Annotated in this window: 22 protein-coding genes; 15 read left to right on the top strand and 7 right to left on the bottom strand. The window is 67.6% G+C overall.

Annotated elements, in window-relative coordinates; genetic code table 11:
- Nucleotides 1-109 precede the first annotated feature (109 nt).
- Genes ACFE7D_RS05115 through ACFE7D_RS05085 form a run of 7 tightly spaced genes read left to right on the top strand, consistent with a single transcriptional unit; the run spans nucleotide 110 to nucleotide 4,759 of the window.
- A complete protein-coding gene (locus ACFE7D_RS05115) occupies nucleotides 110-772 on the top strand; it encodes an energy transducer TonB (protein WP_375394350.1) in 663 nt (220 codons plus the stop codon).
- Nucleotides 773-827: 55 nt separating this feature from the next.
- Complete coding sequence (locus tag ACFE7D_RS05110; protein ID WP_375394349.1) at nucleotides 828-1,178, top strand: hypothetical protein; 351 nt, start codon at nucleotides 828-830, stop codon at nucleotides 1,176-1,178.
- 14 nt (nucleotides 1,179-1,192) lie between these two features.
- A complete protein-coding gene (ribD, locus tag ACFE7D_RS05105; protein WP_375394348.1) occupies nucleotides 1,193-2,152 on the top strand; it encodes a bifunctional diaminohydroxyphosphoribosylaminopyrimidine deaminase/5-amino-6-(5-phosphoribosylamino)uracil reductase RibD in 960 nt (319 codons plus the stop codon).
- A 1-nt stretch (nucleotide 2,153) separates the two neighbouring features.
- Nucleotides 2,154-2,777: a riboflavin synthase gene (locus tag ACFE7D_RS05100; RefSeq protein WP_375394347.1), complete on the top strand. Its 624-nt coding sequence runs from the start codon at nucleotides 2,154-2,156 to the stop codon at nucleotides 2,775-2,777.
- Nucleotides 2,761-3,912, top strand: coding sequence for a 3,4-dihydroxy-2-butanone-4-phosphate synthase (ribB, locus tag ACFE7D_RS05095; RefSeq protein WP_375394346.1), 1,152 nt, complete (start codon nucleotides 2,761-2,763; stop codon nucleotides 3,910-3,912). The genes ACFE7D_RS05100 and ribB overlap by 17 nt, the downstream gene beginning before the upstream one ends.
- Nucleotides 3,912-4,334, top strand: a complete 423-nt coding sequence (gene ribH / locus ACFE7D_RS05090) for a 6,7-dimethyl-8-ribityllumazine synthase (protein WP_375394345.1) — start codon at nucleotides 3,912-3,914, stop codon at nucleotides 4,332-4,334. The genes ribB and ribH overlap by 1 nt, the downstream gene beginning before the upstream one ends.
- Entirely contained in the window at nucleotides 4,331-4,759 is a 429-nt protein-coding gene (locus ACFE7D_RS05085; protein ID WP_375394344.1) for a hypothetical protein, read from the top strand. The genes ribH and ACFE7D_RS05085 overlap by 4 nt, the downstream gene beginning before the upstream one ends.
- A 73-nt stretch (nucleotides 4,760-4,832) precedes the next feature.
- On the opposite strand, the gene ACFE7D_RS05080 is transcribed toward ACFE7D_RS05085, so the two are convergent.
- On the bottom strand, nucleotides 4,833-5,921 hold the full coding sequence (locus ACFE7D_RS05080) for an alkene reductase (protein ID WP_375394343.1): 1,089 nt from the start codon (nucleotides 5,919-5,921) through the stop codon (nucleotides 4,833-4,835).
- A gap of 114 nt (nucleotides 5,922-6,035) precedes the next feature.
- Here ACFE7D_RS05080 and ACFE7D_RS05075 point away from each other — a divergent pair, with 114 nt between their 5' ends.
- The 6 genes from ACFE7D_RS05075 to ACFE7D_RS05050 all read left to right on the top strand — a co-directional run bounded on the left by ACFE7D_RS05075 (nucleotide 6,036) and on the right by ACFE7D_RS05050 (nucleotide 11,904).
- Nucleotides 6,036-6,950, top strand: coding sequence for a DMT family transporter (locus ACFE7D_RS05075; protein WP_375394342.1), 915 nt, complete (start codon nucleotides 6,036-6,038; stop codon nucleotides 6,948-6,950).
- On the top strand, nucleotides 6,947-7,594 hold the full coding sequence (locus tag ACFE7D_RS05070; protein ID WP_375394341.1) for a COQ9 family protein: 648 nt from the start codon (nucleotides 6,947-6,949) through the stop codon (nucleotides 7,592-7,594). Before ACFE7D_RS05075 ends, ACFE7D_RS05070 begins: the two co-directional genes overlap by 4 nt.
- A 62-nt stretch (nucleotides 7,595-7,656) precedes the next feature.
- Nucleotides 7,657-7,920, top strand: coding sequence for a ferrous iron transport protein A (locus ACFE7D_RS05065; protein ID WP_375394340.1), 264 nt, complete (start codon nucleotides 7,657-7,659; stop codon nucleotides 7,918-7,920).
- A 13-nt stretch (nucleotides 7,921-7,933) separates the two neighbouring features.
- Nucleotides 7,934-9,799: a ferrous iron transporter B gene (locus ACFE7D_RS05060; RefSeq protein WP_375394339.1), complete on the top strand. Its 1,866-nt coding sequence runs from the start codon at nucleotides 7,934-7,936 to the stop codon at nucleotides 9,797-9,799.
- A 9-nt stretch (nucleotides 9,800-9,808) separates the two neighbouring features.
- A complete protein-coding gene (gene ssb, locus ACFE7D_RS05055) occupies nucleotides 9,809-10,366 on the top strand; it encodes a single-stranded DNA-binding protein (RefSeq protein WP_375394338.1) in 558 nt (185 codons plus the stop codon).
- Between the two features lie 50 nt (nucleotides 10,367-10,416).
- Nucleotides 10,417-11,904 carry a sensor histidine kinase gene (locus ACFE7D_RS05050; protein ID WP_375394337.1) on the top strand — a complete coding sequence of 496 codons (1,488 nt, stop codon included), beginning with the start codon at nucleotides 10,417-10,419 and terminating at the stop codon, nucleotides 11,902-11,904.
- Nucleotides 11,905-11,929: 25 nt separating this feature from the next.
- Here the strand turns inward: ACFE7D_RS05050 and ACFE7D_RS05045 are convergent, their stop codons facing one another.
- From ACFE7D_RS05045 to ACFE7D_RS05035, 3 genes are read right to left on the bottom strand one after another with little or no spacing between them, the layout of a single operon-like run.
- A complete protein-coding gene (locus ACFE7D_RS05045) occupies nucleotides 11,930-12,325 on the bottom strand; it encodes a response regulator (protein ID WP_375394336.1) in 396 nt (131 codons plus the stop codon).
- 42 nt (nucleotides 12,326-12,367) lie between these two features.
- Nucleotides 12,368-12,955 (bottom strand): methionine biosynthesis protein MetW, encoded by a 588-nt coding sequence (gene metW, locus ACFE7D_RS05040; protein WP_375394335.1) that lies wholly within the window; start codon nucleotides 12,953-12,955, stop codon nucleotides 12,368-12,370.
- Nucleotides 12,952-14,070, bottom strand: a complete 1,119-nt coding sequence (locus tag ACFE7D_RS05035) for a homoserine O-acetyltransferase (RefSeq protein WP_375394334.1) — start codon at nucleotides 14,068-14,070, stop codon at nucleotides 12,952-12,954. Before ACFE7D_RS05035 ends, metW begins: the two co-directional genes overlap by 4 nt.
- 62 nt (nucleotides 14,071-14,132) lie before the next feature.
- Here ACFE7D_RS05035 and hisC point away from each other — a divergent pair, with 62 nt between their 5' ends.
- Together hisC and ACFE7D_RS05025 are read left to right on the top strand one after the other, a co-directional pair.
- Nucleotides 14,133-15,230, top strand: coding sequence for a histidinol-phosphate transaminase (gene hisC / locus ACFE7D_RS05030; RefSeq protein ID WP_375394333.1), 1,098 nt, complete (start codon nucleotides 14,133-14,135; stop codon nucleotides 15,228-15,230).
- On the top strand, nucleotides 15,230-16,138 hold the full coding sequence (locus tag ACFE7D_RS05025; RefSeq protein ID WP_375394332.1) for a prephenate/arogenate dehydrogenase family protein: 909 nt from the start codon (nucleotides 15,230-15,232) through the stop codon (nucleotides 16,136-16,138). The genes hisC and ACFE7D_RS05025 overlap by 1 nt, the downstream gene beginning before the upstream one ends.
- A gap of 91 nt (nucleotides 16,139-16,229) precedes the next feature.
- Here the strand turns inward: ACFE7D_RS05025 and ACFE7D_RS05020 are convergent, their stop codons facing one another.
- The 3 genes from ACFE7D_RS05020 to ACFE7D_RS05010 are packed head-to-tail and all read right to left on the bottom strand — an operon-like array spanning nucleotide 16,230 to nucleotide 18,348.
- Entirely contained in the window at nucleotides 16,230-16,910 is a 681-nt protein-coding gene (locus ACFE7D_RS05020) for a lysophospholipid acyltransferase family protein (RefSeq protein ID WP_375394353.1), read from the bottom strand.
- On the bottom strand, nucleotides 16,910-17,446 hold the full coding sequence (locus ACFE7D_RS05015; RefSeq protein ID WP_375394331.1) for a YdcF family protein: 537 nt from the start codon (nucleotides 17,444-17,446) through the stop codon (nucleotides 16,910-16,912). The genes ACFE7D_RS05020 and ACFE7D_RS05015 overlap by 1 nt, the downstream gene beginning before the upstream one ends.
- Nucleotides 17,443-18,348 (bottom strand): cell division protein FtsX, encoded by a 906-nt coding sequence (locus tag ACFE7D_RS05010; protein ID WP_375394330.1) that lies wholly within the window; start codon nucleotides 18,346-18,348, stop codon nucleotides 17,443-17,445. The genes ACFE7D_RS05015 and ACFE7D_RS05010 overlap by 4 nt, the downstream gene beginning before the upstream one ends.
- Nucleotide 18,349: the final 1 nt, after the last annotated feature.

Genomic DNA, 18,349 nt, shown 5'->3' with positions numbered 1-18,349 from the left:
TCGCCGCGCTTGCCCCGAAACGCGAACAGCGCCCCCGAGTGTGGCGACTGCGCCATCCCGTAAGCGGCCGGAGGGTCGCTGCCCTCGAGGAGAATGAGGAGACGGACGGATGTACGCGGACAGGCGATCGCCGCGACAAGGACTCGACCCACGGAGCGCGGCGATCGCGCTCGTCGTCAACGGCGCAGCGATCACCGCGCTGATCTTCGCGGCACCGGAAATGGTCACTATCCGCCATAATCCGCCGCTGAGTATTTATCCTGTCCCGATCGATCCGCCGCCCGAACCGTTGCCGCTGCCAAAGTCCGTGACCCGCGCGAGCCCAGCGCCGCACCCGGTCCCCGCGCCGATCCCGATCGTACCATCGATACCGAGAGCCGATCTCACCCCAACCCCGTTCCCGCCCAGCCCCGAGCCGACTTCGGACGGCACCGGCATGGCGACCGGCATGGCGACTGTGACGCCGACGCCCACACCGATGCCGCCGCTCGTCGGCCCACAGCTCGATCCGCGCTACGTCCGCGACCTGCAACCCGACTACCCGCCCGAGGAAACCCGGGCGAGCCGTCAGGGGCGCGTGATCGTTCGCGTGTTGGTCGGGGTGGATGGCCGCGTCCGCCAAGTCGAGAAGACGAGCGCGACCAGCGATGCCTTCTGGCGCGCGACCCAGCGGCAGGCGTTGTCGCATTGGCGCTTCACGCCCGCGACACGCAGCGGCGTGCCGGAGGAGGCGTGGCGGACGATGGCGATCAGCTTCGTCCTGCAGGAATAGCGTCCGGACGGCGCGGGGCTGGTCCAGCGCCCGCCTCGCACCTACTTTCGGGCTTATGAGCTTTCTCACCCGCTTCTCGCCGCTGCGCGCGGTGCGCGATCTTCGCGTCTTTCTGGCGCAGCGCGGGAAATACGAGCTGATGTTCTTCGCCACTGCGATGGCGATCACGGGGGTCGTGCTGTTCGCGTTCCTGCGCGACGCGAACGACATCCGGCCGGCGTACCAGCCGACGATCATCTATGTCGAGCAATGGCCGCTGTCGCGTACCGACGCGCAGATCCGCGCGCAGCAGAAGATCGACCAGTTCGACAAGGAAAAGCGCATCGCCGAACAAAAGGCGGAACAGGCGAAACTGCGGGCGCAGTACAAGAAGATCGACGATCGTCTGAAGGCCATGGGGATCTGACCAGGCCATCGTCCGTGGAGGATCGGCGCTGGATGGGCGCTGCGCTCGCGATCGGCGAGCGGACGCGGGGCCGAACCGCATCGAACCCCAATGTCGGTTGCGTGATCGTCGGACGCGGCGTGGTGGTCGGGCGCGGCTGGACGCAGGTGGACGGCCGGCCGCATGCCGAGGCGATGGCGCTGGCGGCGGCGGGTGAAGCAGCACGGGGCGCGACCGCCTATGTCACCCTGGAACCGTGCGCGCATGTATCGTCGCGCGGGCCGGCGTGTTCGGACCTGCTGGTCGCGGCCGGTATCGCGCGCGTCGTCGTCGCGATCGAGGACCCCGATCCGCGCACCGCCGGGGCGGGCATCGCCCGCCTGCGCGGGGCGGGAATCGCGGTCGAAACGGGGGTTCTGGCCGTGGAGGCGCGGCGGGCGATGGCGGGGTTCCTCACACGCCGCGCGCTCGGTCGCCCGCACGTGACGCTGAAGCTCGCCACGTCGCTCGACGGCTGCATCGCGCTGGCGGACGGGCGCAGCCGCTGGATCACGGGACCCGGAGCGCGTGCGCATGCGCATCTTGAGCGAAGCCGGCACGAGGCGATCCTGATCGGGCGCGGGACATACGACGCAGACTCGCCGTCGCTCGACGTGCGGCTGGCGGGATTGGCGGATCGGTCGCCGGCGCGGATCCTGCTGTCTCGCGGCGATCCGGTCTCCGGCTGGACCGTGATCGACGCGCCGACTGCCATCGCTACGCTGCCAGGGGATCATGTGCTGGTCGAGGGCGGCGCGCGGATCGCGGCGGCATTCCTGTGCGAAGGTCTGGTAGACCGGCTGCTGCTCTACCGTGCGCCGATCCTGATCGGTGGCGGGCGCGCGTCGGTCGGCGATATCGGCCTGACCGATCTGGCCGATGCGCATGGCCGGTGGCGGTTGCACGATACCCGCATGCTTGGCAGCGACCGGGTCGAGGTCTACGAACGGAACTGACATGTTTACGGGCATCATCACCGATATCGGCAGGATCGACCGGGTCGAGGCGCGGGGTGATACGCGCGTCGTCGTCTCGACGACCTATGATACCGCGGGGATCGACCTCGGTGCGTCGATCGCGTGTTCGGGGGTGTGCCTGACCGTCGTCGACAAATCCCCCGCCGGCGTGCCCGGCTGGTTCGCGGTCGATGTGTCGGGGGAGACGATCGCGCGTACCGCAGCGGACCAGTGGATGCAGGGCCGTCGCCTCAATCTCGAACGCGCGATGAAATTGGGCGACGAACTGGGCGGGCATATCGTCACCGGGCACGTCGATGGTTTGGCGACGATCGTCGACGTTGATCCGGAAGGTGACTCGAAACGGATCGCGATCCGCGTGCCGGCCGATATCGCCCCGTTCATTGCCGTCAAGGGATCGGTGACGGTCGATGGCGTCTCGCTGACCGTCAACACCGTGGAGGATGCCGCGGACGCGTCTCTCTTCAGCATCAACGTTATACCCCACACCCAGGCGATGACCACGCTCGGTGCGCTCGTCCCCGGGCAAGCGGTTAATATCGAGATCGACGTACTTGCCCGTTACCTCCAGCGGATGGATCATTATCGTGCAAAAGCCGGCTGAACTCGCGCGCTTGCGCCATGGCTACCTCTCTTCGCCCGAGGAGATCGTCGACGAGGCGCGCAACGGGCGGATGTTCATCCTGGTCGATGACGAGGATCGCGAGAACGAGGGCGATCTGGTCATCCCGGCGCAGATGGCGACGCCGGAGAAGGTCAACTTCATGGCGCGCTATGGCCGTGGGCTCATCTGCCTCGCGCTGACGAAGAAGCGCGTCGACGAACTCGGTCTCGGGCTGATGAGCCGGAACAACGGCACTCGGCACGAGACCGCGTTCACCACCTCGATCGAGGCGCGCGACGGGGTGACGACGGGCATTTCCGCCGCGGACCGTGCGCGCACCGTCGCAGTGGCGATCGATTCTGGCAAGGGCCGCGACGAGATCGTGACACCCGGCCATGTCTTCCCCCTGGTCGCGCGCGACGGCGGCGTGCTGGTGCGCGCGGGCCATACCGAGGCGGCGGTTGACGTCGCGCGACTGGCGGGGCTCAATCCGTCGGGCGTGATCTGCGAGATCATGAACGACGACGGCACGATGAGCCGGCTCGACGACCTGGTGTCCTTCGCACAGCTGCACAATCTCAAGATCGGCACGATCCGCGACCTGATCGCCTATCGCCGCCGCCACGACCATCTGGTCGAGAAGCGCGCGGAGATGAATTTCGAATCGCGCTGGGGCGGCACGTGGAAGGCGATGACGTTCCACAACAAGGCGACGGGCGACGAGACGATCGCGCTGGTGAAGGGCCGGATCGATCCCGAAAAGCCGACACTGGTCCGGATGCACACCGCATCCTTCTTCGTCGATATGTTCGGAGAAGCGTCGGAGCGGTCGGGGCTGTTGTCGCGATCGATGGAGACGATCGCCGAGGATGGCACCGGGGTCATCGTCGTCATCAACCGGCCGATGAAGGATTCGCTGTCGCGCTTCATCAAGCTGCGCGGCGAAGGGAAGGGCGCGGGCGCGCCCGAGGTCGAGGAACTGCGCGATTACGGCGTCGGTGCGCAGATCCTCGCCGAATTGGGGGTCGAGGAAATGATCCTGCTGACCAACACGCACCACATGCTGGTCGGTCTGGAAGGCTATGGCCTGTCGATCGTCGGCGAACGGCCGATTCCCGGCACGGGGGGAGATTGATGGCACTTGTCCTGATCGTCGAGGCGCGCTTCTACGACCATCTGAACGACCTGCTGCTGGCAGGCACCCGCGCCGCGATCGAGACGGCGGGGCACCGCCACGAGACGATCACCGTCCCCGGCGCGCTGGAGGTGCCGGGCGCGATCGCACTGGCGTCCGAAAGCGGGCGCTACGACGCCTATGTCGCACTCGGCGTCGTCATCCGCGGCGAGACCTATCATTTCGAGATCGTCGCCGGCGAAAGCGCGCGCGGGCTGATGGCGCTGTCGATGGACGGGCTTGCGATCGGCAACGGCATCCTGACGACCGAGGACGAGGCGCAGGCGATCGTCCGTGCCGACCCGGCACAGCTCGACAAGGGCGGCGCGGCGGCGACCGCGGCGTTGGCGATGCTGACGCTTAAGGACCGGTTCGCGCGGTGACGCCGGTGGCCGAGCCGGTGCTTTCCACCGAAGCCTCCTCACCGCGGCCGAAACTTCGGCTCGACTGGTTTCATCTGATCGTCGATGCGTCCGTTAATATGGATGGAGCCGGCGTCTATCAGTGGTCCATCGAAGGCAAAGGACTCTATGTCGGAAAGGCCAAGGTGCTTCGGAAGCGATTGCGCGATTATCCCAAAAACCTCCGAAGCATGATTGAAGGACGTTTCTGGCACGGCGACCCAACGAAAGATTACCGCCCCATCCATCACCAACTCCGCAAGGCATATGATGCCGAGATACCCGTGGTCGTTACCATATTGGAAACGTGTGACGCGGCGGTCAGGTCGGAGCGCGAGCGTTGGTGGATCACGCTGCGTCGGCGCGAGGAGGCTGGGGGCGGGCCCCGGGTCTTGAACGGGAGTTGAACCGTTGCGGCCTCATCGCCGCGCAGACCGCGCAAATCATACGGCGAGGTTCCCCTAAACCCCGCACAATAAATCAAGCCTCCGCCGTCTCAAGCGCCGGATAGTCGTTATAACCCTCAGCCCCCTGGCTATACCAGGTCTTCGGATTGTCCTTCGCCAGCGGCGCGCCGGTGCGGAGCCGTTCGGGCAGGTCGGGGTTGCCGATGAACGCGCGGCCGAAGCTGATCGCATCGACATTGCCCGTGTCGAGTTCGGCCTGCGCCTGTTCGCGCGTGAAATAGTCCGAATTCGTGATCAGCGGGCCGTCGAAGACCTGGCGGATTTTCGGTGATAGCCGCGGTACGTCGGTGCGGCCGAACGTCCCCTCGGGTCCGGGCTCGCGGAGTTCGAGGAAGGCGATGCCGATCTCGCCGAGCGCCTTGGCGGCAGGCAGGAACACGCTTTCCGGATTGCTGTCGTCCACGCCCTGCGACTCGCCGTTGGGTGACAAGCGCACCGCGGTGCGATCCGCACCAGCGATGGCGGCGACACGCTCCGTCACTTCTCGGAGAAGACGGATTCGATTCTCCGGGCTGCCGCCATAGCGGTCGTCGCGGAAATTGGCGTTGTCGCGCAGGAACTGGTCGATCAGATAGCCATTGGCGGCATGGATCTGCACGCCGTCGAACCCGGCGGCGATCGCGTTCTTCGTGGCCAGCGCATAATCCTCGAGCAATCGCGGGATTTCCGCGATGTCGAGCGGCCGCGCGGTCTCGAAATCCTGCTTGCCTTCGAACGTGTGTGCTTGCCCCGGCGTGCGAGTCGCGGAGGACGAGACCGGCTGTCCGCCGATCACCGACGAATGCACCTGCCGGCCCATATGCCACAGTTGTGCGACGATGCGGCCGCCTCCGGCATGCACCGCATCCGTCACCGGCTTCCAGCCTTCGACCTGCTCGTCGGTCCACAGACCGGGCGCGAACGGCCAACCAAGCCCTTCGCGGCTCATCCCCGTCGCCTCGCTGATGATCAGCCCGGCGGTCGCGCGCTGCGTATAATAGTCCGCCATGATCGCAGTGGGCACGCCCGATTTCTCCGCACGGCCGCGGGTCAGCGGTGCCATGAGGATACGGTTGGGCGCATGGATCGCCCCGAGCTGGATTGGGTCGAACAGATTGGGCATCGTCGCTGGGCTTCCCGTTTCAGTGCCTGACGCGACCAACATAGGTCGCTAAGGGGCGGCATGCACGCCGCCCGCCCGCAAAGAATTTCTGCTGCCCCGGCGAGCGATCCTGTGATGCCCGTGATCGCCCGCGTTCCGGCGCGCGCTTTCGCCGCCGTCGTGGTCGCCAATGTCGCGCTCGCCTTCGGGCCGTGGTTCGTCCGCATGGCGGATACCGGTCCGGTCGCGGCGGCGTTCTGGCGGATCGCGCTCGCCGCGCCGCTATTGATCGTCGGCGCGCTGGCGAGCGGCGCGCGACCGGTGCGGTTGACCCCGGTCATGTGGCTGCTGCTGGCGGCGAGCGGGATCGCGTTCGCGGCCGATCTCGCCAGCTGGCATCTCGGCATCCTTCGCACGACGCTCGCCAACGCCACGTTGTTCGGCAATTCGGCGACGTTGCTGTTCCCGCTCTACGGCTTCGTAGCGACGCGCAGCCTGCCGACGCGGATGCAGGGTTGGGCGCTGCTGCTGGCCTTCGCGGGTGCGGGGTTGCTGATGGGGCGATCCTATGCGCTCGACCCGCGGCATCTGACGGGCGACCTGCTGTGCGTGCTCGCGGGTGCGCTCTACACGGTGTATCTGGTGATGGTGGCGCGCGCCCGGACGGCAATGGCACCGATCCCGGTGCTGGCGATCTCGACCGTCGCCAGCATCGTCCCGCTGCTGGTCTTCGCGCTGTTGATGGGGGAGCGGATCGTGCCGACGCATTGGGGGCCGCTCGTCGCGCTGGCGCTGGCCAGCCAGGTGCTCGGCCAGGGCGCGATGGTCTATGCGCTCGGCAAGCTGCCGCCGCTGGTGATCGGAATCGCGCTGCTGATCCAGCCGATCGTGGCGGGGACGGTGGGCTGGATCGTCTATGCCGAGCGGCCGGGTCCCGCCGACCTGATCGGCGCTGCGATGGTCGCGGTGGCTTTGGTTCTTGTACGACGACCCATACGGGTTGCGCCGGCCGTTGGTGCGGCGCATCTTGCGACGAAGGACGATACATGACCGACGACCCGACGCTCGATGAAATCCGTGGGGATCTGGCTCCCGCGATCGCCGCCAATGCCGCGTTCGACGGCTGGGGCGACGCCGCGCGCGACATGGCGGCGGAGGGCGCGGGGGTGGACCGCGACGTCGCCGCGCTGGCCTTCCCCGGCGGCGCGGTCGACATGATCGATGCATGGTTCGACGATATCGACCGGGCGATGGTCGCCGCATTGCCCGATATCGCCGCGCTGAAGGTGCGGGAGCGGATCCCCGCGCTGGTCGAGGCGCGACTGACCGCGATGGCATCCGATCGGGAGGCGCTGCGGCGTGCGCTGGCCGTCCTCGTACTGCCGCAGAACCTTGCGCGCGGGGCGCGGCTGGGATGGCGGACGGTCGATCTGATCTGGCGGACCGCGGGTGATACCGCGACGGATTACAACCATTATACCAAGCGCGCGATCCTGTTCGGCGTCTACGGTACGACGATCACGGTGTTCCTCGACGACGACAGCGAGGATTTCGCCGACACCCGCGCGTTCCTGGCGCGCCGGATCGCTGGGATCATGCGGTTCGAGACGGCGAAGGCCGGCATCGTCAAGCGCGCGGCGTTCCGGCCGAGCCTGTCGCGCCTCATCGGGCGGTTGCGCTATCCGGTGACGTGATCCCGACGAAATGCTATGCGAATAGTATTGATAATCAATCGCAATTGGCTTAACTATGAGCCATGGCGACTGCGATCCATCCCGACTCCCTCAGCCTCGAAGCCCTGCCCCGCCGTCAGAGCGCGGTGGTTGCCGGGATCGACTGGTCCGCGCTTGCCGTTCCCGAGGCGCGGCGGTTGCGCGAACTGGGGTTCGACGAAGGCGTCGCGGTCGAGGTGCTGCACCGCGCGACGCTCGGTCGCGGGCCGATCGCGTGCCGGATCGGGCGGATGACCGTGGCATTGCGCCGCGCGGTCGCCGCCGCGATCCACGTCCGTCCGGCCTAGGTCCGCACGCCAGATGAACGCCGCGCCGCTGGTCGCGATGGTCGGCAACCCCAATGCCGGCAAGAGCGCGCTGTTCAACGCGCTGACGGGTGCGCGGCAGAAGGTCGGCAATTATCCCGGGGTTACGGTCGAGCGGCATTCGGGTCGACTGGTGCTCGACGACGGCCGTCCGGTCGAACTGGTGGACTTGCCCGGTGCCTATAGTCTGGAACCGTCGTCGCCGGACGAACGAGTCACGCGCGATGTTCTGATGGGTGCGCAATCCGGCGAGCGATTGCCCGATGCGCTGGTCGTCGTGGTCGATGCCGCCAATCTCGACAATCATCTTCGCTTCACGCTGCAGCTGATCGGGCTGGGTCTGCCGATCGTCGTCGCGCTCAACATGGTGGACCTGGCGGAACGCGACGGCCTGACACTCGATCCGGCAATACTGGAGCGCGAACTGGGCGTGCCGGTCGTCGCGACCGTCGCGGTGCGCCGACGCGGGATCGAACGGCTGCGCGCGGTGCTGGCCGATGTTCTCGGGGGTAGTGCCACGCGGCCGCGCGCGTCGGACGCGAGCGCGATACAGGCCGATATCGTGACGCTCCAGCGCCGTGCGCGCGCGATCGCCCGGGAGGCGACGATCGCCGAATCGCCCGTGCGCCGCTGGACGCACGCGTTCGATGCGGTGGCGCTGCATCCGGTCGCGGGGCCGATCCTGCTATTGGCGATCCTGTTCGTCATGTTCCAGGCGGTGTTCTTTGCAGGGGCCGCCCCGGCAGACGCCATCGCCGCCGGGTTCGACCGGATCGGCGGGCTGGTGAAGGACGTCCTGCCCGATTCGGTGCTGCGGTCGCTGATCGCCGACGGCGGGATCGCGGGTGTCGGGGCGGTGGTGAAATTCCTGCCGCAGATCCTGATCCTGTTCCTGTTCATCCTGGCGCTGGAGGCGACCGGCTACATGGTCCGCGCGGCGTTCCTGATGGACCGGCTGATGGCGGGCGTGGGGCTGTCGGGGCGCGCGTTCATCCCGCTGCTGTCGAGCTTCGCCTGCGCGATCCCCGGCATCATGGCAACGCGGACGATCGACGACGAGAAGGACCGGCTGACGACCATCCTGATCGCGCCGCTGATGACCTGTTCGGCGCGGCTGCCCGTCTACACCCTGGTCATCGGCGCGTTCATCCCCAATATCCGCGTGCTGCCGTTCGTCGGCCTGCAGGGGCTGGTGATGCTGGCGCTGTATGTCCTCGGCATCGTCGGCGCGTTCGTCGCTGCGCTGATCCTGCGCCGTACGGTAACCAAGGGCGCATCGTCGGGCTTCATGATGGAAATGCCCAAATACCAGCTGCCGCGGCTGCGCGATCTCGGGATCGGCCTGTGGAGCCGCGCGCTGATCTTTCTTCAGCGCGCCGGGACCATCATCCTGGCCTCCACGATCATCCTGTGGGCGTTGCTCAGCTTCCCCAAACCGCCCGAACATTCGCGCATTTCCGCGGTCGATTATTCGGTCGCCGGGCGGATCGCGAACGGGATCGCTCCGGCGTTCGCGCCGATCGGGTTCAACCGCGACATCGTCCTGGCATTGATCCCGGCGATGGCCGCGCGCGAGGTCGCGGTCGCGGCGATCGGAACGGTCTATGCGATCGACAATCCCGAAAGCGTGTCGGGCGGCGAGGCGATGGCGAGCAATCTGCGCGGCCATTGGAGCCTGCCGACCGCGCTGGCCTTCCTGATGTGGTTCGTCTTCGCCCCGCAGTGCATTTCGACGATCGCGGTGACCCGGCGTGAGACGAACGGGTGGAAGTGGCCGGCGTTCATGGTAACATACCTGTTCGTGTCGGCGTATGTGTTCGCCGGGATCACTTACCGGCTGGCGGTTCTCGCCGGTCTCTAGCGAGGCAATATGGCAGGCAGCGTCAACAAGGTCATTCTCGTCGGCAATCTGGGCAAGGATCCCGAAAGCCGCAGCTTCCAGAACGGCGGCAAGGTCGTCGAGATGCGGATCGCCACGTCCGAAACATGGAAGGACCGCAATTCGGGCGAGCGCAAGGAAAAGACCGAATGGCACACGGTGAAGGTCTTCAACGAGGGCCTGGCCACCGTTGCGGAGAAATATCTGCGTAAAGGGTCCAAGGTCTATATCGAGGGCGCGCTGACGACGCGTAAATGGCAGGATCAGTCGGGCGCGGATCGCTATTCGACCGAGATCGTGCTGCAGGGCTTCAATTCGGTGCTCACGATGCTCGACGGCGCTCCCGGCGGCGGCGGCGTCGGCGGCGCAAGTCGGGGCGGCGGCGATGATTGGGCGAGCGGCGGAGACGACATGGGCGGCGGATCGGCCGGCGGCTATGGCGGCGGCGGACGCGCGAGCGCGCCCGCCGGTGGGAACCGCGGCGGCGGCGGCGGGTTCGGTCAGGGTGGTGGTTTCGCGGACGATCTCGACGACGATGTTCCCTTCTGAGGATCGCGGCACCCCCCGGCGCCGGACGGATCCTTGCCGAGGATGACGCCATGACGATCGACGCGCTGCTGCGCGATCCGGACGCGCGGTCGCAGGTCGTGGATTCCTATGATGCGTTTTCGCTTCGCGACGCCGGGGCATTCGACGATCTCGCCGCGTTCGCAGCGGAATTGTGCGGTACGCCCGTCGCGCTGGTCAGTCTGGTGGAGGACGAGCGCCAGTCCTTCCTTGGCCGGGTCGGCACCGAACTGCTGGAAACGCCGCGATCCTTGTCCTTTTGCGCACATGCCATGACGGCGGGCGCGATCATGGAAGTGGCGGACGCGACGCGCGACGCGCGCTTCGCCGACAACGCGCTCGTCACCGGCGAACCGCATGTGCGGTTCTACGCCGGCGCGCCGCTCGTCGACCGCGACGGCGTGCCGCTGGGTGCGGTCTGCGTCGTCGATGTCCGGCCCAGGACCGGCCTCACCGCGTTTCAGCGACGCGGTCTGGAGGTGCTGGCTGCCGCGACGATGGCGCGGCTGGACCAACATCGCACTGCCCGCGCGGCGGAAGAAAGCGAGCTGCGTTTCCGCACGTTGGCGGACACGATGCCGCAGATGGTATGGTCGACGCTGCCCGATGGTTTCCACGATTATTACAATGCCCGCTGGTACGAATTCACCGGCGTCCCTGCAGGCTCGACGGACGGCGAGGGCTGGAACGGCATGTTCCACGCCGAGGATCAGGACCGCGCCTGGGCGGTATGGCGCCATTCGCTGGCGACCGGCGACGCCTATCAGATCGAATACCGGTTGCGGCATTTCGACGGCACCTATCGCTGGGTGCTGGGCCGGGCCCTGCCCGTCCGCGACGAACGCGGTGCGATCACGCGGTGGTTCGGGACGTGCACCGATATCCATGCGCAGAAACTGGCGCTGGAGGAGCGCGAGATCATCAGCCAGGAATTATCGCACCGGATCAAGAACATCTTCGCCGTCATCGCCGGGCTGGTCGGCTTCGCCGCGCGCGCCCGGCCCGAATTCGCGCCGGCTGCGGTCGATCTGCGTCAGCGGATCACCGCGCTCGGCCGGGCGCACGACTTCGTCCGGCCGCACAGCGCGCAGTCGCGGCCCGATGTGCCGCAGGACAGCCTGAAGGCGCTGCTGAGCGAATTGTTCGAACCGTATCAGCAGGGTTCGATGCCGCGGATCGCAGTCGGGGGGCAGGACGTGGCGGTGGACGATCGTTCCGCCACGCCGCTCGCGTTGCTCTTCCACGAACTGGCGACCAATGCGACCAAATATGGCGCGCTGTCCAACCAGGATGGCCGGGTGCTGGTCGCGATCGAGACGGTCGACGACCGGGTAGCCATAAGCTGGCAGGAGAAGGGTGGTCCGATGATCGACCGCATCCCGGACAAGGCAGGGTTCGGCAGCCGGCTGATCGAGATGAGTGCGGTTCGCCAGATGGGCGGGCAGGTGACGCGCGAGTGGAAAGCCCAGGGCCTGTGTCTGACGATCGAGACGCCGATTTCCTCGTTCCGACGCTCATAACCGGCCGATCCAAATCGGCGGATCGTCAGCCCCTCGCGGGCAGCGGCAGAACGACGTCGCGGTGTGGGGTCGATACACCGTCAGCCGCCAATTGCGCGGCTGCCAGGATCGCGGCATCGCTGAAGGGTTTGCGGATATATCCGATCGCTTCGGGCGCGTCGCCGATCTGCGCCGGGTTCGCGGTCACGAACACGACCTTGATGCCGTAATCCCGCGCGATCCTCTGCGCGATGGCGGGGCCTGTCGGACCATCGCGCAGGTTGACGTCGACGAACGCGAATCCGCAGCCCGGGGCGACCTTCATCGCGCTGTCGTGATCTGCCGCGATCCCGGCAACGCTATAGCCGGCATCGGTCAGGATCCGTTCCAGATCCATGGCGACGAAAATCTCGTCCTCGACGATGAGCGCTATCCTGGTCATGGTGTTCCCGACATTGACCAATAGCAACCTTCCGTCCGGGATTTAGTTCCGAAGCAGGAATACCGCATGTTCCGCCAGGAAATTGGCGGCGGCCGATGTGGTTTGCTTGCCACGCGACAGGAACCAGGCGCGCTCCACGCCGATGCCGCGTTCGGCGACGAAGGCGCGGAAATCGTCGATCGTGACGTGATGGATATTGGGCGTATCGTACCAGCGTTCGGGCAGCAGCGGCGTCACCGGCATGCGCCCGCCCCACAACAGCGACAACCGTACCCGCCAATGCGCGAAATTGGGAAAGGACACGAACGCGCGGGTGCCGATGCGGAGCAGTTCGTCGAGCACCTTGTCCGGCCCGCGCGCGGTCTGCAGCGTCTGGCTGAGGATCGCATAGTCGAAACTGTTGTCCGGATAGCCCGCCAGGTCGATATCCGCGTCGCCCTGGACCACCGACAATCCGCGCGCGACCGCGGCGGCGACGTTGCCCGCATCGATCTCCAGCCCCCGCGCATCGACCCCCGCCCGATCCCGAAGCGCGGCCATCAGCGCGCCGTCGCCGCACCCGACATCCAGCACGCGCGTGCCGGGCATCACGTGGTCGGCGATGACGGCCAGATCGGGGCGGAGACTCATGCCGCCGCCCGCAGGAAACCGCCGACCACCCGGTCGAGTTCGGGCGAGTCCAGCAGGAACGCGTCATGCCCGAACGGGCTGGACAGTTCCACGAAGCTCGCGCGCGCGCCCGCGGCGTTCAGCGCCTGGACGATGATCCGCGATTCGGTCGTCGGGTAGAGCCAGTCGGTATCGAAGCTGACCAGGCAGAACCGCGTGTCGGTGCCCCTGAACGCATTGGCCAGCATGCCGCCATGCTCCTCCGCCAGATCGAAATAATCCATCGCGCGGGTGATGTAGAGATAGCTGTTGGCGTCGAACCGGTCGACGAATGCGATCCCCTGGTGGCGCAGATAGCTTTCGACCTGGAAATCGGCGTCGAACCCGAAGGATTTCTGATCGCGCGCCTGCAGCCGGCGGCCGAACTTCTCGGTCAGCCCGGCTTCCGACAGATAGGTGATGTGGGCCGCCATCCGCGCGACCGACAGCCCGGCGGCGGGCGCGTCGCCGGTTTCGTGATACGCGCCGCCTGCCCATTTGGGGTCCGCCATGATCGCCTGGCGGCCGACCTCGTGGAACGCGATGTTCTGGGCGGTGTGGCGCGCGGTGGCGGCGATCACGACGGCGGCGCGGACTCGGTCCGGATAGGTCGCGGCCCAGCCCAGCACCTGCATCCCGCCCATCGATCCGCCGACGACCGCCGCCAGACGATCGATGCCGAGATGATCCATCAGCATCGCCTGCGCGCGGACCATGTCGCGGATCGTGATGACGGGGAAGGCCATGCCGTAAGCCTGGCCTGTCGCCGGATCGATCGAGGCGGGCCCCGACGAGCCCATGCAGCTGCCGAGCACGTTCGCGCACACCACCAGATGGCGGTCTGTATCGATCGGCTTGCCCGGCCCGACCATCCGTGCCCACCAGCCGGGCTTGCCGGTGCGCGGATGTACGCTCGCCAGATGCTGGTCGCCGGTCAGTGCGTGACAGACCAGGATGGCATTCGACGCATCGGCATCGAGCGTTCCATAGGTCTCGTACGCGATCTCGACCGGTGCCAGCACGCCGCCGCCGTCGAGCGAGAGCGGACCGGGCAGCGTCACCTGCCGCGACAGGCCGAAACGGGGGTCGTCTTGCATGGCGATCCGGCTACGGGGGACGCCTTTGCAACGCAAGGCCCGTACCGCTACACGCCGCATCCATGAACGCCCCCGCCCCGAAACCCTGGATCATGGGCATCGCGCCCTATGTCCCCGGCCGATCGACCACCGATGACGGCCGCACGATCGTCAAATTGTCGTCGAACGAGAACCCGCTCGGCACAGCCTCCACAGCACGCGAGGCTTACCGGTCGGCGGCGGACGATCTGGAACGCTATCCCGATGCCGGTGCCGTCGATCTGCGCGCGAAGCTCGCCGCGCATTACGGGATCGAGGCGGACCGGATCGTCTACGGCACCGGATCGGACGAGGTCCTCCACCTCGCCGCGGGTGCGTTCGCGGGGGCGGGGGACGAGATCATCCATGTCCGTTACGGCTTTTCGGTCTACGATATCGCGACGCGGCGGGTCGGCGCGACGCCGGTCATCGCGTCCGACCGCGACTATGCGACCGATGTCGATGCGATCCTTGCCGCGGTGACCGAGCGGACGCGCGTGGTGTTCGTGGCGAACCCCAACAACCCGACCGGCACCTATACCGCCAAGGCGGAGATCGCGCGGCTTCATGCCGGGTTGCCCAAATCCGTGCTGCTGGTGCTGGACCAGGCCTATACCGAATATCTTGGCCCCGACGACGACGATGGCGGCCTCGACCTTGCGCGCACCGAGGCCAATGTCCTGGTGACGCGAACGTTCTCGAAGATCTTCGGGCTGGCGTCGGAACGGGTCGGCTGGGGCTATGGTGCGCCCGCGATCATCGACGCGATGCACCGCATTCGCGCGCCTTTCGCGTTCTCGATCGGGGCGCAGCGCGCGGCGATCGCGGCGCTCCACGCCGACGATTTCGTCGCCGACAGCCGCCGTCACAATGACGAATGGCGGGCGTGGTTCGGCGACCAGGTCGCCAGCCTCGGCAATGCCGGGCTGCGCGTGGTGCCGAGCAAGGCCAATTTCCTGCTCATCCTGTTCGAGGGATCGCTGACCGCGGAGACAGCCTACCAGGCCTTGATGGCGGCGGGCTATGCGACTCGCTGGCTGCCCGGGCAGGGGTTGCCCCACGCCTTGCGGATTACGATCGGACGCGCGGACGAGATGCGCGCCGTCGCGAATATCCTGCGCGCGGAAGCGGCACGGGTCTGATGCTGCCTTTCGCGCGCGTCGCGATCGTCGGGCTCGGGCTGATCGGATCGTCGATCGCGCGAGCCGTACGCGCCAGCATGCCGACGGTGCGGCTGACGGGGTATGACGCCGATCCCGATGTTCGCGCCGTCGCGGACCGGATCGCGCTGGTCGACGATGTCGCCGACACCGCAAGCGCGGCGGTGATCGAGGCCGATCTGGTGATCCTGTGCGTGCCGGTCGGCGCGATGGGGGCGGTCGCCGGCGAATTCGCGGCCGACCTGCCGGCGGACGCGATCGTCAGCGATGTCGGCAGCTGCAAGGCGGAGGTCGCGCGCACGCTCGCCGCCGCGCTGCCGGGCGTGATCATCGTGCCGGCGCACCCCGTCGCCGGGACCGAGCGCAGTGGACCCGAGGCGGGGTTCGCAACGCTGTTCAAGGGTCGCTGGTGCATTTTGACCCCGGCCACGCAGACGCCCGAGGCGGCGACCGAGCGGGTCCGCGCCTTCTGGACGCGGCTGGGGGCCGAGGTCGAGATCATGGATGCGGAGCATCACGACCGGGTGCTCGCGATCACCAGCCATCTGCCACACCTCATCGCCTATACGATCGTCGGCACCGCGAGCGATCTGGAGGAGGTCACGCAGGGCGAGGTCATCAAATATTCCGCCGGCGGCTTTCGCGACTTCACCCGCATCGCCGCATCCGATCCGACGATGTGGCGCGACGTTTTCCTGACCAATCGCGAGGCGGTGCTGGAGATGCTCCAGCGCTTCAGCGAGGATCTGTCGCAGCTGCAGCGCGCGATCCGCTGGGGCAAGGGCGACGAATTGTTCGACCTGTTTACTCGGACGCGCGCCGTGCGCCGGTCGATCGTCGAACAGGGGCAGGACGATGCCGCCCCCGATTTCGGGCGGACGCACGACTGAGCCCCGGCGTTTTCCTGCGAACGCAGGAATCCGGGGTTACGGTCGGGGCGCTCGTGGCCCCGTGCTCCTGCGGTCGCAGGAGCACAAAAGGCTAATCCAAAATATTGATCGCCGCATGCACCCGCGCCTCGATCGCCCCCCGCGGAAGTCCCGGCGGGATGACGTCGCCGAAGCGGAACGTCACCACCCCGGCCCGCTTCGCGCCGTGCCGCGGCCAGACCCGGGCGCTGTCGCATGCGATCGGCACCGTCGGCATCGCGAGCACCCGGTATAGTCCCGCGAACCCGGCTTTCAGCGGCGGATGCTCGCCGGGCGGCACGCGCGTCCCTTCGGGAAAGATCAGCACGGATCGTCCCGCCTTTCGTGCCGCCACCGCATCGCGCATCATCGATCGAAGCGCGACGGCGCTGGCATCGCGGTCCGCGACGATCGCGCCGTACCGCCTGGCCGCCCAGCCCCAGATGGGGACCTTCGCAAGTTCCCGCTTCAACACGATCGCCGGGCCGTCGAGAAGGATCTGCAACTCGATCGTCTCGAACATCGCCTGATGCTTGCAGACGTAGAAGGCGGGTTCGACCGGTCGTTCTCCCTCGATCCGGACATGGATGCCGAGCAGGGCTCGCGTCGCCCAGCGATGGAACCCGGTCCAGACCGCGGCATGGGCGATGATCGCGCGCTGGCCGAACAGGGCGGTGATCGGCACGGTGCCGACGATCGGCACCGACCCGCCGTAGAACACGACCCGGAACAGGATCGTGCGCACCCATGCGATCACGATCCCGTTCCAAGCCACAAGGCGACGCGGCGCAGCAGCAGCTTGTCATATTCGTTGACCAAGGTCGCGAAGCGCGGATTGCCGGGCACCCCGTCGCCCAGGATCACGACGTCCTTGCCGAGCGCCGCCGCCAGTTCCATGCGTGCGCGCGGCAAATGCCAGTCCGACGTCACCAGCCGGACCGAGGCATAACGATGCCTTCGCACCCAGCCGACCGTCTCCTCCGCGTTCGACCGGGTGTCGACCGCTTCCCCGCCGAGATCGATGCAGCATCTGAACAGCGACGGCGGCGCATGATATTCCTTCGCCAGCACCGCCGCATCGACCCCCGGCGCGACGCCCGTCACCAGCATCCGCTTCGCCTGGCGGTGCCGCAGCATGTCGATCCCGCGGTCGATCCGGCCCGCCGCGCCGGTCGGCACGACGATCGCATCGGTGGTCGATCCCCCCAGCGGTCCGGGCATCGCCAGCATGAAGACGACGAAGCCGAACGCCCAGGCGATGGCGAGAACCGCGAGGAGGCGCGTGATCACAGAACCCGCTTCAGCGTGCCGAGGACCGCAGCGCGCGCCGCCAGCATCGCCAGCAGGACGAAGAACGGCGGCAGCAGCGCGAGCAGTATCCAGTCGCCGGCACCGAGCGTCACGCCGCCAAGCAATTCCGACCCGAGCGCCTGGAGCCGTAAGCCCAGGAACAGGACGACGGCAAACGCGGCGACCGCGCCGATCGCGCCGCCGATCGCGGCATCCAGCGCGATCCGCCGCTGGAACAGCCGTGCGACCTGGACATCGGTGGACCCGAGCATGTGCATGACGGAGATCGTCTCGCGGTGCGTCTCCAGCCCCGCGCGCGCCGCGAGCAGCACCACCGCCCCCGTCGCCACCGCCATCAGCAGGACGAGCGCGGCGGCGAGGAATGTCATCGTCGTCATGAACCCGCTGACCGGGGACATCCACGCTTCGTGCCGATCGACGCGGATCGCTGGATCGACCGCCGCCATCGCCGCGGCGACGCGCGCGGCATCGCCGTCGCCCGCCAGGTCGACATCGATCATCGCCGGCACCGGCAGCGCGGGATCGGCCGCATCGCCCCCGAGCCAGGGTGCCAGCAGCCGTTCCAGTTCGGCGCGTGGAACGGGGACGGCGTGCACGACACCGGGCACGCGGCGCAGCGTCGCCAGCGCTTGTGCCGCCAGAGCGTCGCGCCGCACCGGATCGCCGACCACGATCTGCACGGTCAGCCGCCCGCTCAGCTGCCGGTCCAGCGATCGCGTCGCATGTCCCGTCCCGAGCCCGAGCGCAGCCGACAGGATGGTCAGGAACAGCATGATCGCCATGACCCAGGTCATCGCCCCGAAGCCGCCCGCCTCGTCGAGGACGCGGCGCGCGCGGGCACCGTCATGGCGGGGGCGGAAACCGGGGCGGGGGCGGGCCATT

Source organism: uncultured Sphingomonas sp. (assembly GCF_964244235.1).
Lineage (GTDB): Bacteria > Pseudomonadota > Alphaproteobacteria > Sphingomonadales > Sphingomonadaceae > Sphingomonas.
The sequence above is the reverse complement of the archived record's forward strand: the minus strand, read 5'-3'. Positions and strand labels throughout refer to the sequence as shown.

Coding starts and splice junctions, on each gene's coding strand:
- ACFE7D_RS05070 (WP_375394341.1), top strand. CDS start 6,947: ATGACCGACGACCCGACGCTCGATGAAATCCGTGGGGATCTGGCTCCC.
- hisC (WP_375394333.1), top strand. CDS start 14,133: ATGAACGCCCCCGCCCCGAAACCCTGGATCATGGGCATCGCGCCCTAT.
- ACFE7D_RS05045 (WP_375394336.1), bottom strand. CDS start 12,325: ATGACCAGGATAGCGCTCATCGTCGAGGACGAGATTTTCGTCGCCATG.
- ACFE7D_RS05050 (WP_375394337.1), top strand. CDS start 10,417: ATGACGATCGACGCGCTGCTGCGCGATCCGGACGCGCGGTCGCAGGTC.
- ACFE7D_RS05110 (WP_375394349.1), top strand. CDS start 828: ATGAGCTTTCTCACCCGCTTCTCGCCGCTGCGCGCGGTGCGCGATCTT.
- ACFE7D_RS05035 (WP_375394334.1), bottom strand. CDS start 14,070: ATGCAAGACGACCCCCGTTTCGGCCTGTCGCGGCAGGTGACGCTGCCC.
- ACFE7D_RS05025 (WP_375394332.1), top strand. CDS start 15,230: ATGCTGCCTTTCGCGCGCGTCGCGATCGTCGGGCTCGGGCTGATCGGA.
- ACFE7D_RS05080 (WP_375394343.1), bottom strand. CDS start 5,921: ATGCCCAATCTGTTCGACCCAATCCAGCTCGGGGCGATCCATGCGCCC.
- ACFE7D_RS05060 (WP_375394339.1), top strand. CDS start 7,934: ATGAACGCCGCGCCGCTGGTCGCGATGGTCGGCAACCCCAATGCCGGC.
- ACFE7D_RS05115 (WP_375394350.1), top strand. CDS start 110: ATGTACGCGGACAGGCGATCGCCGCGACAAGGACTCGACCCACGGAGC.
- metW (WP_375394335.1), bottom strand. CDS start 12,955: ATGAGTCTCCGCCCCGATCTGGCCGTCATCGCCGACCACGTGATGCCC.
- ACFE7D_RS05010 (WP_375394330.1), bottom strand. CDS start 18,348: ATGGCCCGCCCCCGCCCCGGTTTCCGCCCCCGCCATGACGGTGCCCGC.
- ACFE7D_RS05075 (WP_375394342.1), top strand. CDS start 6,036: ATGCCCGTGATCGCCCGCGTTCCGGCGCGCGCTTTCGCCGCCGTCGTG.
- ACFE7D_RS05065 (WP_375394340.1), top strand. CDS start 7,657: ATGGCGACTGCGATCCATCCCGACTCCCTCAGCCTCGAAGCCCTGCCC.
- ACFE7D_RS05100 (WP_375394347.1), top strand. CDS start 2,154: ATGTTTACGGGCATCATCACCGATATCGGCAGGATCGACCGGGTCGAG.
- ssb (WP_375394338.1), top strand. CDS start 9,809: ATGGCAGGCAGCGTCAACAAGGTCATTCTCGTCGGCAATCTGGGCAAG.
- ribH (WP_375394345.1), top strand. CDS start 3,912: ATGGCACTTGTCCTGATCGTCGAGGCGCGCTTCTACGACCATCTGAAC.